The 13,377-nt window shown below is 63.2% G+C and carries 19 protein-coding genes and 1 pseudogene; 6 read left to right on the top strand and 14 right to left on the bottom strand.

The features are described 5' to 3' along the window. Nucleotides 1–471, top strand: a complete 471-nt coding sequence (locus tag ABIE40_RS14055; RefSeq protein WP_199627471.1) for a nucleoside deaminase — start codon at nt 1–3, stop codon at nt 469–471. Between the two features lie 60 nt (nt 472–531). Here ABIE40_RS14055 and ABIE40_RS14060 read toward each other — a convergent pair whose 3' ends face one another. Beyond that, the gene (locus ABIE40_RS14060; protein ID WP_112719081.1) at nt 532–747 is read right to left on the bottom strand and encodes a DUF6719 family protein; all 216 of its coding nucleotides are present in this window, start codon (nt 745–747) and stop codon (nt 532–534) included. Between the two features lie 259 nt (nt 748–1,006). Between ABIE40_RS14060 and ABIE40_RS14065 the strand changes: the two genes are divergently transcribed. Further along, on the top strand, nt 1,007–2,116 hold the full coding sequence (locus ABIE40_RS14065) for a helix-turn-helix transcriptional regulator (RefSeq protein ID WP_199627473.1): 1,110 nt from the start codon (nt 1,007–1,009) through the stop codon (nt 2,114–2,116). Between the two features lie 23 nt (nt 2,117–2,139). Here ABIE40_RS14065 and ABIE40_RS14070 read toward each other — a convergent pair whose 3' ends face one another. The 3 genes from ABIE40_RS14070 to ABIE40_RS14080 all read right to left on the bottom strand — a co-directional run bounded on the left by ABIE40_RS14070 (nt 2,140) and on the right by ABIE40_RS14080 (nt 3,773). Next, entirely contained in the window at nt 2,140–2,895 is a 756-nt protein-coding gene (locus tag ABIE40_RS14070) for a hypothetical protein (RefSeq protein ID WP_354541031.1), read from the bottom strand. A gap of 192 nt (nt 2,896–3,087) precedes the next feature. Continuing rightward, complete coding sequence (locus tag ABIE40_RS14075; protein WP_112719079.1) at nt 3,088–3,276, bottom strand: hypothetical protein; 189 nt, start codon at nt 3,274–3,276, stop codon at nt 3,088–3,090. 104 nt (nt 3,277–3,380) lie between these two features. Then, entirely contained in the window at nt 3,381–3,773 is a 393-nt protein-coding gene (locus ABIE40_RS14080) for a FliM/FliN family flagellar motor switch protein (protein ID WP_199627480.1), read from the bottom strand. 389 nt (nt 3,774–4,162) lie between these two features. Between ABIE40_RS14080 and ABIE40_RS14085 the strand changes: the two genes are divergently transcribed. Further along, complete coding sequence (locus ABIE40_RS14085; protein WP_112719077.1) at nt 4,163–4,597, top strand: hypothetical protein; 435 nt, start codon at nt 4,163–4,165, stop codon at nt 4,595–4,597. Between the two features lie 35 nt (nt 4,598–4,632). Here the strand turns inward: ABIE40_RS14085 and ABIE40_RS14090 are convergent, their stop codons facing one another. The 9 genes and pseudogenes from ABIE40_RS14090 to ABIE40_RS14130 all read right to left on the bottom strand — a co-directional run bounded on the left by ABIE40_RS14090 (nt 4,633) and on the right by ABIE40_RS14130 (nt 9,789). Then, a complete protein-coding gene (locus tag ABIE40_RS14090; protein WP_112719076.1) occupies nt 4,633–4,839 on the bottom strand; it encodes a hypothetical protein in 207 nt (68 codons plus the stop codon). 47 nt (nt 4,840–4,886) lie between these two features. Beyond that, complete coding sequence (gene rpsU, locus ABIE40_RS14095) at nt 4,887–5,129, bottom strand: 30S ribosomal protein S21 (protein ID WP_112719075.1); 243 nt, start codon at nt 5,127–5,129, stop codon at nt 4,887–4,889. Nucleotides 5,130–5,157: 28 nt separating this feature from the next. After that, the gene (locus ABIE40_RS14100) at nt 5,158–5,448 is read right to left on the bottom strand and encodes a cold-shock protein (protein WP_112719074.1); all 291 of its coding nucleotides are present in this window, start codon (nt 5,446–5,448) and stop codon (nt 5,158–5,160) included. A gap of 110 nt (nt 5,449–5,558) precedes the next feature. Then, nucleotides 5,559–5,768, bottom strand: a complete 210-nt coding sequence (locus tag ABIE40_RS14105) for a cold-shock protein (protein WP_112719073.1) — start codon at nt 5,766–5,768, stop codon at nt 5,559–5,561. 310 nt (nt 5,769–6,078) lie between these two features. Then, nucleotides 6,079–6,753 (bottom strand): cupin domain-containing protein, encoded by a 675-nt coding sequence (locus ABIE40_RS14110; RefSeq protein WP_199627482.1) that lies wholly within the window; start codon nt 6,751–6,753, stop codon nt 6,079–6,081. 2 nt (nt 6,754–6,755) lie between these two features. Further along, complete coding sequence (locus ABIE40_RS14115; RefSeq protein ID WP_199627484.1) at nt 6,756–7,499, bottom strand: glucose 1-dehydrogenase; 744 nt, start codon at nt 7,497–7,499, stop codon at nt 6,756–6,758. 2 nt (nt 7,500–7,501) lie between these two features. Continuing rightward, nucleotides 7,502–8,616 (bottom strand): annotated as a pseudogene (locus tag ABIE40_RS14120) (flavin monoamine oxidase family protein). A 52-nt stretch (nt 8,617–8,668) separates the two neighbouring features. After that, nucleotides 8,669–9,010 (bottom strand): carboxymuconolactone decarboxylase family protein, encoded by a 342-nt coding sequence (locus ABIE40_RS14125; RefSeq protein WP_130277686.1) that lies wholly within the window; start codon nt 9,008–9,010, stop codon nt 8,669–8,671. A gap of 11 nt (nt 9,011–9,021) precedes the next feature. Continuing rightward, nucleotides 9,022–9,789, bottom strand: a complete 768-nt coding sequence (locus tag ABIE40_RS14130; protein WP_112719069.1) for an SDR family NAD(P)-dependent oxidoreductase — start codon at nt 9,787–9,789, stop codon at nt 9,022–9,024. A gap of 102 nt (nt 9,790–9,891) precedes the next feature. Between ABIE40_RS14130 and ABIE40_RS14135 the strand changes: the two genes are divergently transcribed. Further along, the gene (locus ABIE40_RS14135) at nt 9,892–10,395 is read left to right on the top strand and encodes a TetR/AcrR family transcriptional regulator (RefSeq protein ID WP_112719068.1); all 504 of its coding nucleotides are present in this window, start codon (nt 9,892–9,894) and stop codon (nt 10,393–10,395) included. A gap of 11 nt (nt 10,396–10,406) precedes the next feature. On the opposite strand, the gene ABIE40_RS14140 is transcribed toward ABIE40_RS14135, so the two are convergent. Beyond that, on the bottom strand, nt 10,407–11,183 hold the full coding sequence (locus ABIE40_RS14140) for a class I SAM-dependent methyltransferase (protein WP_112719067.1): 777 nt from the start codon (nt 11,181–11,183) through the stop codon (nt 10,407–10,409). Between the two features lie 183 nt (nt 11,184–11,366). Between ABIE40_RS14140 and ABIE40_RS14145 the strand changes: the two genes are divergently transcribed. Continuing rightward, entirely contained in the window at nt 11,367–12,251 is an 885-nt protein-coding gene (locus tag ABIE40_RS14145) for a LysR substrate-binding domain-containing protein (protein WP_199627495.1), read from the top strand. 110 nt (nt 12,252–12,361) lie between these two features. Next, on the top strand, nt 12,362–13,342 hold the full coding sequence (locus ABIE40_RS14150; RefSeq protein WP_199627497.1) for a flagellin N-terminal helical domain-containing protein: 981 nt from the start codon (nt 12,362–12,364) through the stop codon (nt 13,340–13,342). Nucleotides 13,343–13,377: the final 35 nt, after the last annotated feature.

Consider the following 13,377-nt stretch of genomic DNA (forward strand, 5'->3'; position numbering starts at 1 on the left):
ATGGAAGATCATGAGCCGTTTTTGCGCGAGGCGATCGCGCTGTCGAAATCCGCGATGGCAAATGGGGACGAGCCGTTCGGCTCGTTGCTGGTCAAGGATGGCAAGGTCATCCTCAGGGCCGAGAACAGCGTCTTCACCGGCCGCGACATGACCAATCATGCCGAGCTGAACCTGATCAAGCTGGCAGCGCAGCACTATGACGCCGAGGTGCTCGCCGATTGCACGCTATATACAAGCACTGAACCCTGCGCCATGTGTTCGGGCGCGATCTACTGGTCGGGTATCGGCCGGATGGTCTTCGCCTGCTCGGAAACGCGGCTCGGCGAGATTGCCGGGATCGGCCTCAATGTACCAAGCCGGGCGATCCTGGAAACCGGCGCGCGTGTTGTCGCGGTGATCGGCCCGCATATCGAGGAAGAAGCGGCCGCCGTTCATCAGGCATTCTGGCCGAAGCATCTGGGCAAGGCCTGACCCTTCGACGCAGCGGGGAAATCCGGCCCGCCGGACCTCCCCGCGTTTAGTTCGCCGCGCTCAGCCCTGCGGCATCGGCACGCATTCCTTGATGCGCGGATTTCCGGGCGTCGAGCCGGTCACCTGCTTCACCTGTCCGGCCGGGCAGGTGCCGTCGTCGACAAGCACCTTCTTGCCGGTCGCCAGCGTGCCCTTTGCGGGCTCCTGCTTCAGGATTGTCTGGCAGCTGGCCAGCCCGACGGCCAGAAGAACCGTCAGCAGATATCTGAGTTTCATGTTGTCCCCTTTCCCGATGGTCGGCGGGAACCGCAGCCGGATCCGATGTCCGGCCGTCAACCCCGCCCGTCTCAGGATTTACAACCCCTTCCCCCGCCCGGCATGCTCCACCTGGAGTATAGAGAAACCGCCTCCTGCGGCTGTCGCGCCGGCTGCCCGGGCGGACATATCAGCATCGCCTTTAGGAGGACTGTTCAACGGCCTTGCGATCTGCGACAACCGAGGCGTGTTCTTTTCTTGATCAAATCCGGGATGGGAAATGCAGCAGTCCGCCGACGTGTCCGTTCAGTTGATCGACATGATTTATGCAAGCCTGTTCGGCGAATGCGGCTGGCAGGATTTTCTCGATGCGGTGGCCAAGACCTCGCCGGATGGCAAGGCCGCGCTGCATTATCACGACCTCGCCTCCCCGGTTGCCCATGTGCCCTATATGTCGGGTTTCTCGGCGGGCGAGGTCGAGACGTTCAGCAGCCACTTCGCATCGGTAAATCCCTGGATTCCGCGCATGGGGCTTGTCCCGGTCGGCCGCGGCCTGTGCGGCGACGAAATCTTCACGCGCAACAATCTGGTGAGGACCGAATTCTACAACGACTGGCTCAAGCGGCAGGCCGGTTGCGAAACCAGCATCGGCGTCTCGATCATTCGCGAGAAGGCCCGCACCTTCATCCTCTCGACTGCGACGTCATCGGCCGATCCCGAGCGCAACAGGGAAGCGGCCGAGCGCTACACCGTGCTCGCACCCCATCTCCGACGAGCCTTCGATTTCATCCGCAAGCGCGATCTTTTCGCCCCCGACAATCAATCGCTGCAGACCCTGTTCGACAGTATCGGCGCCGGGCTGTTCTATGTCTCGGACAAGAAGAGATTACGCTGGTCGAACAACACGGCGGCTCAAATCCTTGCCGCCGGTTTTCCGCTTCACATGACGACCGGCGGGCGGCTCGATATCCGCTGCCAGAAATCAGCAGCCGCCTTCGAGCGCCTGGCGTCTCGGAACGACGGGCGGTGCGAGCCCTATACGGCGATCGTCCAGGCGGATGGCGCAGACAGCAGTTACCGGCTGACCATGGTGCGGATTCAGTCCAGCGCCTTCACCGAGTTCATGGAGGGACCGACCGTCGCGATCATTGCCGAGCCGATGGTCGCCGCGCCGCTGAAGGACAGGCGCAGCGCCCTGATGGAAACGTCGAAGCTGACGGTCACCGAGATAAAGGTGGCGCTCAGCGTCGCCTCCGGTAACACCCCGCGCGAAGTCGCGACAGCCTGCCAGATGCATTACGAAACGGTCCGCACCCACCTGCGCAGCATCTATTCCAAGCTCGGGGTCAATTCGCAGGTGGCGCTGGCGGCGCTTCTGCTCGGAAGCTGAAGGCCGCCCTCGCCTGAAGAACCTTACTGCGCCGTCACGACCGGCTCTACCACCGGCTCTGCCGGCGTTGCCGGATCCGTCACCACCACCGGATCCGTCACCGGATCGGCTGGCGCCGCCGGGTCCGTCGGTGTCACCACCTCGGTCTTCTCCAGCGTTCCCCGGATCTGGTCGATCTTGCCGTCGGCCTCTCCGACGCCGAGGATCGTCTTGGCCTTGTCGAGCGCGGCAGGGGTGACCGTGCCGGTCTTGGTTGCCGAGGCGAGCGCTGCTTCGAGGGCGGCGTCGCCGAGTTCGGGGTCGTCGGCGGCCGGGAATGTGCCGTTGTCGAGTTCATATTGCGCATAGGCCGTGGCATAGGCGGCGATCGCCTTCATCTTCGGGTCCGACGTGTGCAGATAGGCCTTGTAGCTGCGCTTCAGCGAGTTCAGCCCGGCAAGCTGGGAGGCCATGGCCGGCTTGGCTCCGGCAACGTCCGTATCCTCGGTCGCGTCGATGTCGTCGGTCACGCCCTTGCTCTTGGCCGCCTGCGACTTGCCTTTCGAGCCGCTCTGCGACGACGCGCCGTGCGAGCCGCTGTTTCCGTGGCTGCCGCTATTGCCTCCACCATTGCCATTGCCGCCGCCGTTACCGTTGCCGCCGCCATGGCCGCCACCATTACCACCTCCATTGCCGCCGCCCTTGGCGAAGGCGACGGTGTCGAAGCCGATCATGCCGGCAGAGCTCGCCGCCACGGCCAGGGAAAGAGCGGCAACGGATGCCAGAATTCGAATGCGCATGATGATCCTCCTGAATCGCGTCGAACCTTTGTTCGAGTCGAGCGGAGGTTAGCGCCGGCCGGGACGCCGCACATCGGCCCAAGGTCCGGGGTGGTGCAGATCGGCAGAGCTGCGCTTCGGCTAAGGTTTACGCCTGGTTTACAGATGGCGGAGCGCGATCGCGCGCCCCGCGCCGCCAGGCGGTCTTCGGCCTCACCCCATTCGCATCCTCCGGCTTCCGGCCCGGCGAAACACCGCAGCCTGGTTCTGCCTTACGGTCTCCACCTCCGCCAATGCCGCCTCGATCAGCGATTTCGCCGAAAACAGCTCCGGCTTGTCGCGCAGCATTTCCAGCACCGTCTTCAGATGGCTTTCAGTCATAATGCAGGCTCTCATCGTCATGATGTCTCCTTGCAGCCTCCTTCTTGCCGGATGCCCCCGCTATCCCGTCCGGCATGCATTGCAGGCCTCATGGCCCATTCCTTCGCCCCCATGCGAAATGAAAGTCAGCCGGCGATGCGGATCATCCGCACGCCGATGACATTATCGTCGGCATCGGCGACGATCTCTCCGTGGCCGATCAGCCGGCCGTTGACGAGCAGTTCGACCGGACCGCCGAAGCGGCTGTCGAGCCGGAAGCTGTGGCCGGGATCGACCCGCATCAGCTCGGCAACGGAAACGCGCGCGCGACCGATCACCACCTCGATCTCAACCGGGATATCGTCGACCTTCTTCCTGAGATCGGGACCGACAGCCGCGAGAACCTCGGGCGGCACCGCCGAGAACAGCAGGTTTGCCTCATGTTGACGCAACCGCTCCGTAACGGGATCGTTCTTCTCCGCTCCGCTATCGGCGGGAGCCTCGCCAAACGGCGGCAAATCATCGGAAATATTAGACATAAAGCACCATCTTAAGGAAAACGCGTCCGGTCGGCCGTTGGGCACGCGATGATTTTAGGACGGGCGGATGGCGCGCCGCAGCCAAAAACGATTTTCCGCGACCCATCAGCGTTAACAGATGGTTGCGGTCCACAATGAACCGCCCGGAAGCTTGCCATATCGAAACAGAATGAGGGCCGAAGGCATTGATCCGGCATCGCCGGCTATGCCCTGACGGTCCCCCGGCCGCGCGAATCTCTGCCCGACTCACTTCGTGATTGCGAGGCGCGCCAGTCACACCAAATGCCATCAACATCTTTGCGAGGCGCCACACGCATTGCGCGTTGCCTTTTTCGGGGACGGGAGCTACATGGTTAAGAATTCGTTAATTTCTTTTCAGCAGCCATTTCATGTTGAGCTCCAGCACTCACCGCAATTACCTGTCGCGGCTGGCCTTCGCCGGGGATAATCCCGAGCCGGTCTTTACCAGGGTCAATCTCGTCGCCCGGGCGCTCTGCCCGGTCAAAGGCGTGAAGTCCTTTGCCGCCCATCAGGTGCGCATCGTCAGCATCAGCGAGACCGCAGCTGTGCTGCAGGCGCGCAATATCGAGCTGCTGACCGATCACTTCTATCTCTGCCTTGGAAAGTTCGAGATCTTCCTGACCTGCGCCCGCGTGCGCGCGCAGGAAGGCAGCCTCTTCGTGCGCTTCTCGAAGCCCGAGGAGACGAGCTTCATCCGGGCGCTTTCAGAGATCACCTTCCCGATGACGACATTGGAGAAGCTGCGCGGCCATTCGGTCCGCGCCATAGAGGCGCGCATCAGGCAGCCGGAGACGGCCGCCTGATCATTGCGCGTAAGCGCCATTTGGGACGCTGAGACCTAGGCCTTCTTGGCGCCGCGCGTCTTCTTGGCCGGCTCTTCGGGAGCGGGCTGCGCCAGCCGCAGCGCCCGCAGCCGTTCCGTTTTCTTCTGCCGGTCGAGGAGCTCGCTGGCCATGATTTCCTTGGCCATCGAGTTTGTCTGTTCGGCCTTGGCCTGCGCCGAGAGCTTCTCGGGCTTGAAGAGATTGTCTTTCGTCTTGCTCATGCTTCCTCCCTTTCGGCGGAACGCCAGTGCCGGAACGCTGACTGATGTCAGCGGCTGCGAGCCACGACTTTCTTCTTCGGGCCGGGCAGCAGGCCTTCGCGCTGCGCCTGCTTGCGGGCGAGCTTGCGGACCCGGCGAACGGCTTCGCCCTTCTCGCGGGCGCGCTTTTCCGACGGCTTTTCATAGGCGCTGCGCGCCTTCATTTCGCGGAAGATGCCTTCGCGCTGCATCTTCTTCTTGAGCACACGAAGAGCCTGATCGACGTTGTTATCGCGGACGAGTACCTGCAAGACGTCTCCTTAATCGGCCTTAAGGCCGTTATTTCCTGATCCGGATCGCATTCGCGTTGATCCAGCTTGATGTCGCGGCTTCCGCACTGGCCTGTGTTTCCACAGGGGGAAGCGACGATGGCGAGGCCAGAACGTCGATATCGTCCTGGCGGATGCTCCGCTCGTAATTCTCGTTCTGGAACCTGACACGGTAATGAACGAGGCCCTGCGCGGCAGGCAGGACGGAGACGATGCGCCCGGCGCCAAAGGCCTGCCCACCGGCGAATATCCCCGGCTTCAGGACAATGTTATCGCCCGGCTGATAGCGGCGGGTTGCCATGCCATTCTCCGAATGAAGCGAAAAAACAAAAGGCCGGGACTGCTCCCGACCTTCCTCCGTCATCGTCTCAGCGCGCCAGTACATCCGTGGTCGCGCGAGGCGCTGACAAATTATGCAGCCTGCAGGTTATCTGCCGAGCTCTTGCCCGAGCGGCGGTCCTGCACGATTTCGTAGCTGATCTTCTGTCCGTCTGCGAGCGAGCGCATGCCTGCGCGTTCAACTGCAGAAATATGGACGAAGACATCGGCGCCGCCGTTGTCAGGCTGAATGAAGCCGAAACCCTTGGTGGCGTTGAACCACTTGACTGTACCTGTATTCATAACGATTTCCTTTCAAAGCAACCGTGTGTTTTTCCCGCGAAACCCTGCGGAATGAGATCGATTATTTGGAGGGAAATCTGAAGAGGCGAAAGCGCTCTCGGACGACGTCACAAGCAATGGTCGATAACGCCAATATAATGTCAATTTAATATTTGGCAACGGCAAGACCCAAGAAACTTGCCGCCGCTTGAAATTCTATCCCGTAATTCGTTGTTTTCGTTCGATTTCATTTCCGGAAAGGCAGCGACGATAAAACAGACTTCTATCGCCCGCCAGGTCTCGGGCAGCACCCGGGACCATCGGATTGCAATCAAAACGCGCAGACATCCGCGTGCATGAGCGGCCCGCGCTTCATCCAGACCTGCGCGCCATCGGCGCCGGCTTCTGCGGCAAGCGAAGTACCTGCCGGAAGGCGGCCCCAGGCGAGGCGTTCCAGCCGCTCGCCATCGACAGTCAGCGACCCCTTCAGCACCAGGAATTCCAGCCCTTCGGCATTGTCGACGGTCACAGCCGCCCCTGCCCGCCACTCTTCGAGGCGCACCTGCTCACGGCCGTCGTCGAAGAGAATGAGAGCGCTCTCGGCGCCGGGGCGCGGCGTATCCTTGCGGCCCTCGCCCGGGCGGCGCACCGTCTGGTCGCGGTCTTCGGCGCGGAATTGCCAGAGCCGCACGAAGATCGAGCAGCCGCCTGCCGAGGCCGGCATATGCGAGGTGCCCGGCGGGTTGCGGATGTAGGATCCGGCCGGATAGTCGCCATGCTCGTCCTGGAAGATGCCGTCGAGCACCACGAATTCCTCGCCGCCGGTATGGGTATGCGGCGGAAAGGCACTGCCCGCGGCATAGCGGACGATCGAGGTGGCGCGCGCCTTCTCCTCGCCGATGCGGAACAGCATCTTGCGGTCGACGCCCGGCGCCGGGCTTGGGATCCAGTCGAGTGCCGCCGAATGTACGGTTACAGGTTTCGTCAGGTCGTCATTGATACGCATGGTCAAAGCTCCGCCAATCCGCCATCGAGAAGTATTTCGGTTCCGAGCATGAAGCTCGATTGGTCGCTGGCGAGAAACGCCACCGCGGCTGCGATCTCCTCCGGGCGCCCCATACGCCCGGCCGGCACGCGGGCGCCGACCCGCTCGGTATAGGCCTTGTAGTCGTCGGCTGTCTGCCCAGCGCTGTGATGGATCGGCGTATCGGTCGGCCCGGGGCTGACGCAGTTGACGCGGATCTTGCGCTCGGTGAGTTCGGCCGAGAGCGTGCGGGCAAAGGAGCGGACAGCCGCCTTCGAGGCCGAGAGCGCGGCGCGCCCCGGCGTGCCCACCTTGTTCAGCCACGACGTGTTGAGGATAATCGAACCGCCGTCGGCCATGACGGGCAGCACGCTCTGCACGGTGAAGAACACGCCCTTGACGTTGATGTCCATCAGCCGGTCGAAGGCCTCCTCTTCGGTCGTCGCAATCGGCGTGCCATAGGCGACACCGGCATTGGCGAAGAGAATGTCGATCGTGCCGAATGCGTCGGCCGCCCGCTTCGCCATCGCCTTCAGGTCGGTAAGCGAGCGCACGTCGGCGCGGATCGCCATGGTCTCGCCGCCGAGTTCACGCCGCGCCTCTTCGAGCTTGGCCTCGTCGGTGCCCGATATGGCGACACGGGCGCCATCGGCGATCAGGCGGCGCGCCGCCGCAAGGCCGATGCCGCTGGAGCCGCCGGTGATCAGTGCAGTCTTTCCTGTCAGCATGTCTACCTCCTGTTCGCAGCCGCGCGCCGCGATCCGATGATTGCAGAAACGGTCCGTTCGGCCGCGTCGACCGCGCCCGAGAGATAGCCGGGATCGGTCTGGCTGGTTTCGCTTCCGGCAAGCGAGATGAAGGGCTGCCATGCGCCATCCACCCAGGGCCTGCGGTCGGGCGACGGATGGGCGCCGCCAGTGCGGTCGGCCTTCGTGGCGGTCGCCGGATCGGCAGCCCAATCCTTGAACAGCGTTGCCCGCGGCTGCAGCGCCTTCTCGCCGAAGAGGCGGCCGAGCTGCTGGACGCAGGCATGCGTGAGCAGGTCTTCGCCGATAGACTGGCGCTCATCCGCGCCGACGCCGAGGAAGCCGAAGAGAGCGGCGGAGCCCGTCGCGGTCGTCGCATCATGGATCTCGACCAGCGGTCCGACCATACTCTGCGCCGTTCCCGACAGACCTTCCTGTCGCCAGAACGGGCGGTCGTAAAGCGCGAAGAATTTCGCATGCGGCGCCATCCAGGTCGCCGTCTGGCGCCAGCGCGAGGCCATGACTGTCGAAACCGGCGGCGAGAAGGAAACGGTGGCTTCGAGCAGACGTGGCGGCAGGGCAAAGATCACATGCACGGCCTGAACACTCTCCTGCCCGCCGGTAGAATTCGAAACGGTCAGCGTCACGCCATCGGCGCCAAGCGCGGCGGCGGTGACCTTGCGGCTCAGGAAGATGCAATTCTCCGGCAGTCCCGCCGTCAGCGCCCGCACCAGCGCATTGGTGCCGCCGGTCAGCCGCATCGATTGCGGCTCCTGCCGGTAGCCCTGGTAACGCTGCACCGGCTCGCGCGACATGCGCTCGAACACGACGTCGCCGTCGCTCGCCTGCGCGAAGGCCGGCAGCTCGAGCTCGGCGACAAGCGCACCGATCGCCGGCTGCATCTGCGGCCAGAACCAGGAAGGGCCGAGATCGAAGCCGTCGGCCGAAACGCTGCCCGTCTCGTCGACGGAGAAGATCCGCCCGCGCCCAGCCGGTCGCGGGCTTCGAACAGCAGGAAATCGATATTGGCTGCGTGAAGCAGCCTTGCGGCATGAAGTCCGGCAAGGCCGCCGCCGATGATCGCAACAGATGTCTGCATTGTCATTCCTGAAGGTTGAAAAGGGGCCGGCATTACGGCCGGCCCCTCGATGTCACTTGTTCGGAAGGGCTGCGACGGCGTCGAGAACCCGGGCGGAATAGGTCAGAGCGGCACCGGCATTGAGCGCAATCGCGACGCCGAGCGCCTCGGCGATCTCTTCCTCGGTCGCCCCGTGCTCGATCGCCGCCTTGCCGTGAACGGCAATGCAGCCGTCGCAGCGGGTGGTGACGGCAACGGCGAGCGCGATCAGTTCGCGCATCTTCGGGCCGAGGTGGTTTGCCTTTTCGCCGGCACGATCGAGCGAGACAACGCCACGCAGCGTATCCGGCGTCAGCTTGCCGAGTTCACCGACGCGGCCGAGCAGTTCGTCGCGATATCCGTTCCAATCCATCATCTGCATCATCCTTACTGGCGGCCGGCGGTGACGCCGCCATCAACCGGGAGAACCGTGCCGGTGATCCACGAAGCCTGCTCGGAAGCGAGGAAGAGGATCGCCTCGGCGACATCCTTCGGCTGGCCGTTGCGGCCGAGCGGATGGAAGGCGTCGAAGGTCGGCAGCACTTCCTTGACCTGCTCGGCAGACAGGAAGGTGTTGTAGACGGGGGTTTCGACGACAGCCGGAGCAACCGCGTTGATGCGGATGTTATAAGGTGCAAGCTCGATCGCCAGGTTGCGGACCATGGCGTGAACGCCGGCATTGGCAGCCGAATAGGCAGCCGACGGCGTGGCGCCGATCGCCTGGATCGCCCACATCGAGCCGGTCTGGACGATGACGCCGCCCTTGTCCTTCATCACCTTGGCAGCAGCCTGCGCGGTGAAGAACTTGCCCTTCAGGATCGTGTCCAGATACCAGTCGTAATCGCCTTCGGTGAGGTCGAGGAACGGCTTCGGGTTGAAGACGCCGGCATTGTTGACGAGGATGTCGAGCGTGCCGAATGCCTTGACGGCGGCGTCGACCAGGGCTGCGCCCGTTGCCGGATTGGCTATGTCACCGGCGGAAACGATGACCTTCTTGCCGGAAGGATCGATTTCCTTGGCGGCAGCCTGCAGCTTGGCGAGATCGCGGCCGTTGATGGCGACCGAAGCCCCCTCGGCGACGAAGCGGGCCGCCACTTCCTTGCCAATTCCCGAACCGCCGCCAGTGATCGCGACTACTTTACCTTCAAAGCGCATGATTATCTCCTTATCTATCTATCAGTAGATAGGCAACACCACTTAGCGCTTGCTTTAACAGATTTCAAGACCTATCTATCAATAGATAGAGAGAAGGTGACAATGTCGGAAAAAGTGCAGGCAATCATGGACGCCGCAGAGCGCATGATCAGACAGGGTGGCTATAACGGATTCAGTTTCCGCGAGATTGCCGCTGAAGTCGGCATCAAGAGCGCCAGCGTCCACTACCATTTCCCCACCAAGGAGGCACTGGCCGCCGCTGTCGCCCATCGCTACACGGACCGGTTCGGCGATGCTGTCGAGGCGGAAAAGTCGTCGGGCCTGAACACGGTCGCCGCTTGGCGCCGCGTCTTCCAGCGTTCCTTTGCCGAAGATGGCCGCATGTGCCTCTGCGGCGCGCTGGGCGCTGCCTCGCGCGATCTGCCCGATGAGGTTGCGGCGGAGGCGAAGCGCTTCTTCGAAGTCGGCATCGAAAGGTTGATGGCGTCGGGCATGACGCGCGAGGAAGCGCTGAAGGTGCTCGCCACCCTCGAAGGCGCCATGCTGATGTCGTCAGCGCTCGGCGATGCGAGCTCCTTCGACGACGCGACGAAGGAACTCGCCTAAGTCTTCGGCCTTTAAGGCATGGAAACGATCAGCCGCAGCGACCCCTCGAAGAAGGGCTGCGTGCGCAACGCGCCGTACCGCTTGTCCCAGCTGCCATCCTTCAGATCACGGCCGAGCTCTTCGACGAAACGCTCGCCGATGGAGGGATCAACGAAGCTCCAGGCGGAATTCGCACGGCGCGCGCCGGGATCGAGCAGCCGCTCCGGGCGGCCGTAATAGCCTTCGCTGAAACCATCGGTGCAATGCAGCGGGATCGGCACCGGCCGGATCTCGACTGTGCCGCCGAGCGCTTCTGAGATCGACGCCAGCGACGGGTAACGGCTGGCTTCGACGGCAATCATCTCCGGCGCATAGACCTGCAGCCACGAACGATGCAGCTCATCCGGATCGCAGCTCAGCACCGCGACCGGCCCGCGCGTGACACGGCGCATCTCCGCAAGACCCGCCTTCAGATCCGACCACTGGTGGACGGAGAAGGTCGTCATGCTGCCGTCGAAGCTCTTGTCGTCGAAGGGCAGCTTTTCCGCCACCGCGTCGATCGCGACCGGAAGATGGGCCGGGCGCTGCGCCCGCATCGAGGCCGACGGCTCGACCGCCGTCACCACCCGGTCCGTCGGCTCGTAGGAACCGGCCCCGGCGCCGACATTCAGCACCGTCTTGGCATCGCCGAGCGCGCTCCAGATGAAGGCGGCAATATGCGGATCGGGCTGGCGGTACTGCGTGTAATTGGTGCCGATCACGCCGTAATTGGCGTCGCCGGCACTTCCATCCGTATGTCTGTTGCTCATGCTTTCAAATCCCTTGGTGGGCAAAGCTTCGCCCTCCCCGAATGCCGTGGCATTTCAGAGCTGTTGTGCGCTTTGCGGCTTTGCCCTAATGTTGCGATCGGAGAAAACACCATAATCTCCAGCCTGAAAACCGATAAGCTCGAACAGAGTTTGTTCCCAAAACGCACATAGCGGAAGTGTGACATGGCAAGACGCCTTCCTTCCCTGAACGCCCTTCGCGCCTTCGAAGCCGCCGGCCGCCACGGGCGCATGACGCTTGCCGCCGACGAGCTGAACGTCACCCACAGCGCCATCAGCCGCCAGATCCAGCATCTCGAAGAGGTCCTCGGCGTCTCGCTCTTCGAGGGACCGAAGAACCGGCTGCGCCTGACGGAAGCGGGCCAGACGCTACTGCCCGGCCTCGTCGCCGCCTTCGACCAGATCGACATGTCGGTGCGCTCGGTCGCCGATACCGCCGACGGCGCGCTCGACGTCTCCTGCCCCGGCACCTTCACCATGCGCTGGCTGATCCCGCGGCTCTATCGCTTTCAGGCCGAACATCCTGACATCGACGTGCGGCTGACCGCCTCGTCCCGCCCCGTCGATTTCTCCCGCGACGGCTTTGACGTGGCGATCCGCGTCGGCACCGCGCCCTGGCCCGACGGCGCCGATGTCATCCCGCTCTTTCCGGAGCAGACCGGCCCCGTCGTCGCCCCATCGCTCGCCTCCACGGTCAGCGGCCTGCCCGCCCTGCACACCAAGACCAGGCTCCGCGCCTGGGGCGACTGGCTCACCCGCTCCGGCATTGCCATCGAGGGCGGTCCACGCGTCGAATACGAGCATTTCTATTTCATGCTGGAAGCAGCCGGCGCCGGCCTCGGCGTCTGTGTTGCGCCCTGGCCCTATGTCACCGGCGATATCCGCGACGACAGGCTCGCCGCCCCCTTCGGCTTCATCGACAGCGGCCACGAATATGTGGCGCTCCGCCGCGCCAGGCGAAACCGCAAATCGGTGATCTTCTGCGAATGGCTGCGTGCCGAAGCCGAGGACTTCGTCTCGACGAATCCGGCGCCGCAGCGCCAGGTGTGAAATCTGAAATTGCAGCGGTAACCAACTGTTAAGCATAACAAACTGATAAGAACCGCACTCCGGTGCATGACGCATCTCCCTCCCCCACAATTCATTTCTACGGGTTTCGGATGTCGTCGATCATCACGAACAACGCGGCTATTGCTGCGCTCCAATCCCTGCGCTCTGTGAACGCCTCGCTTTCAGGAACGCAGCAGCACGTCTCCACCGGCCTTCGCATCGAAAAGGCCTCTGACAACGCCGCCTATTGGGCGATTGCGACGACGATGCGCTCCGACAGCAAGGCTCTGTCGGCGGTTCAGGACGCCCTCGGCCTCAGCGGCGCGGTTCTCGATACGACCTATACGGCTATTGCTTCGTCGATCGACCTGATGTCGGAAGTGAAGGCAAAGCTGGTTGCCGCCTATGAAGACGGTGTCGACAAGACGAAGATCAACGAAGACCTGACGCAGCTGAAGCAGCAGCTGCAGTCGACGTCCGATTCCGCCTCGTTCAACGGCCAGAACTGGCTCTCGTGGAACACCGGCGCCGACTCCGCCGACAAAAGCATTCCGGCCTATTTCATCCGCAACAGCGACGGCACCGTCAGGGTCGGAACGGTGTCTTATCCGATCAATACGCCAGCACCCCGGACTTCTACTGACGTCCAGTATTTCGTCGATAACGGCGGCTCCGGCGAATACGGCATCCTCTCCACCGAAGCCTTTGCAGTCGAGGTCGGCTCGGCCAAGAACTACGTCATGCTGAAGGGCGCCACCGCCCCGGCAACGGCCGTCGATATCGCCATCGACAATTCAACGACGGATGACGAGCTCGACGACATGCTGGCGACGGTGGAAGGCATGACCAAGCAGATGACGGCGGTGGCCTCGACCATTGGCTCGCTCAGCAAGGGCGTCGAGATGTCGATGGATTTTGCCCACGACCTCTCGGACTCCGTCGACAGCGGCGTCGGCCGGCTGGTCGATGCCGATATGGAAGACGAATCCTCGAAACTGACGGCGCAGCAGACACAGCAGCAACTGGCGATCCAGTCGCTGTCGATCGCCAACAACGCCCCACAGAACCTGCTGAGCCTGTTCAGGAACTGATCCGGCTCAGCCCTAGGCCTGCCCGCCGCCGAGCT

Source organism: Rhizobium sp. OAE497 (assembly GCF_040546565.1).
Classification (GTDB): domain Bacteria; phylum Pseudomonadota; class Alphaproteobacteria; order Rhizobiales; family Rhizobiaceae; genus Rhizobium.

Coding starts and splice junctions, on each gene's coding strand:
- ABIE40_RS14150 (WP_199627497.1), top strand. CDS start 12,362: ATGTCGTCGATCATCACGAACAACGCGGCTATTGCTGCGCTCCAATCC.
- ABIE40_RS14075 (WP_112719079.1), bottom strand. CDS start 3,276: ATGACGATGAGAGCCTGCATTATGACTGAAAGCCATCTGAAGACGGTG.
- ABIE40_RS14090 (WP_112719076.1), bottom strand. CDS start 4,839: ATGAGCAAGACGAAAGACAATCTCTTCAAGCCCGAGAAGCTCTCGGCG.
- ABIE40_RS14085 (WP_112719077.1), top strand. CDS start 4,163: ATGTTGAGCTCCAGCACTCACCGCAATTACCTGTCGCGGCTGGCCTTC.
- ABIE40_RS14115 (WP_199627484.1), bottom strand. CDS start 7,499: ATGCTGACAGGAAAGACTGCACTGATCACCGGCGGCTCCAGCGGCATC.
- ABIE40_RS14070 (WP_354541031.1), bottom strand. CDS start 2,895: ATGCGCATTCGAATTCTGGCATCCGTTGCCGCTCTTTCCCTGGCCGTG.
- ABIE40_RS14060 (WP_112719081.1), bottom strand. CDS start 747: ATGAAACTCAGATATCTGCTGACGGTTCTTCTGGCCGTCGGGCTGGCC.
- ABIE40_RS14130 (WP_112719069.1), bottom strand. CDS start 9,789: ATGCGCTTTGAAGGTAAAGTAGTCGCGATCACTGGCGGCGGTTCGGGA.
- ABIE40_RS14110 (WP_199627482.1), bottom strand. CDS start 6,753: ATGCGTATCAATGACGACCTGACGAAACCTGTAACCGTACATTCGGCG.
- ABIE40_RS14140 (WP_112719067.1), bottom strand. CDS start 11,183: ATGAGCAACAGACATACGGATGGAAGTGCCGGCGACGCCAATTACGGC.
- ABIE40_RS14105 (WP_112719073.1), bottom strand. CDS start 5,768: ATGAATACAGGTACAGTCAAGTGGTTCAACGCCACCAAGGGTTTCGGC.
- ABIE40_RS14055 (WP_199627471.1), top strand. CDS start 1: ATGGAAGATCATGAGCCGTTTTTGCGCGAGGCGATCGCGCTGTCGAAA.
- ABIE40_RS14100 (WP_112719074.1), bottom strand. CDS start 5,448: ATGGCAACCCGCCGCTATCAGCCGGGCGATAACATTGTCCTGAAGCCG.
- ABIE40_RS14125 (WP_130277686.1), bottom strand. CDS start 9,010: ATGATGGATTGGAACGGATATCGCGACGAACTGCTCGGCCGCGTCGGT.
- ABIE40_RS14080 (WP_199627480.1), bottom strand. CDS start 3,773: ATGTCTAATATTTCCGATGATTTGCCGCCGTTTGGCGAGGCTCCCGCC.
- ABIE40_RS14135 (WP_112719068.1), top strand. CDS start 9,892: ATGTCGGAAAAAGTGCAGGCAATCATGGACGCCGCAGAGCGCATGATC.
- ABIE40_RS14065 (WP_199627473.1), top strand. CDS start 1,007: ATGCAGCAGTCCGCCGACGTGTCCGTTCAGTTGATCGACATGATTTAT.
- ABIE40_RS14145 (WP_199627495.1), top strand. CDS start 11,367: ATGGCAAGACGCCTTCCTTCCCTGAACGCCCTTCGCGCCTTCGAAGCC.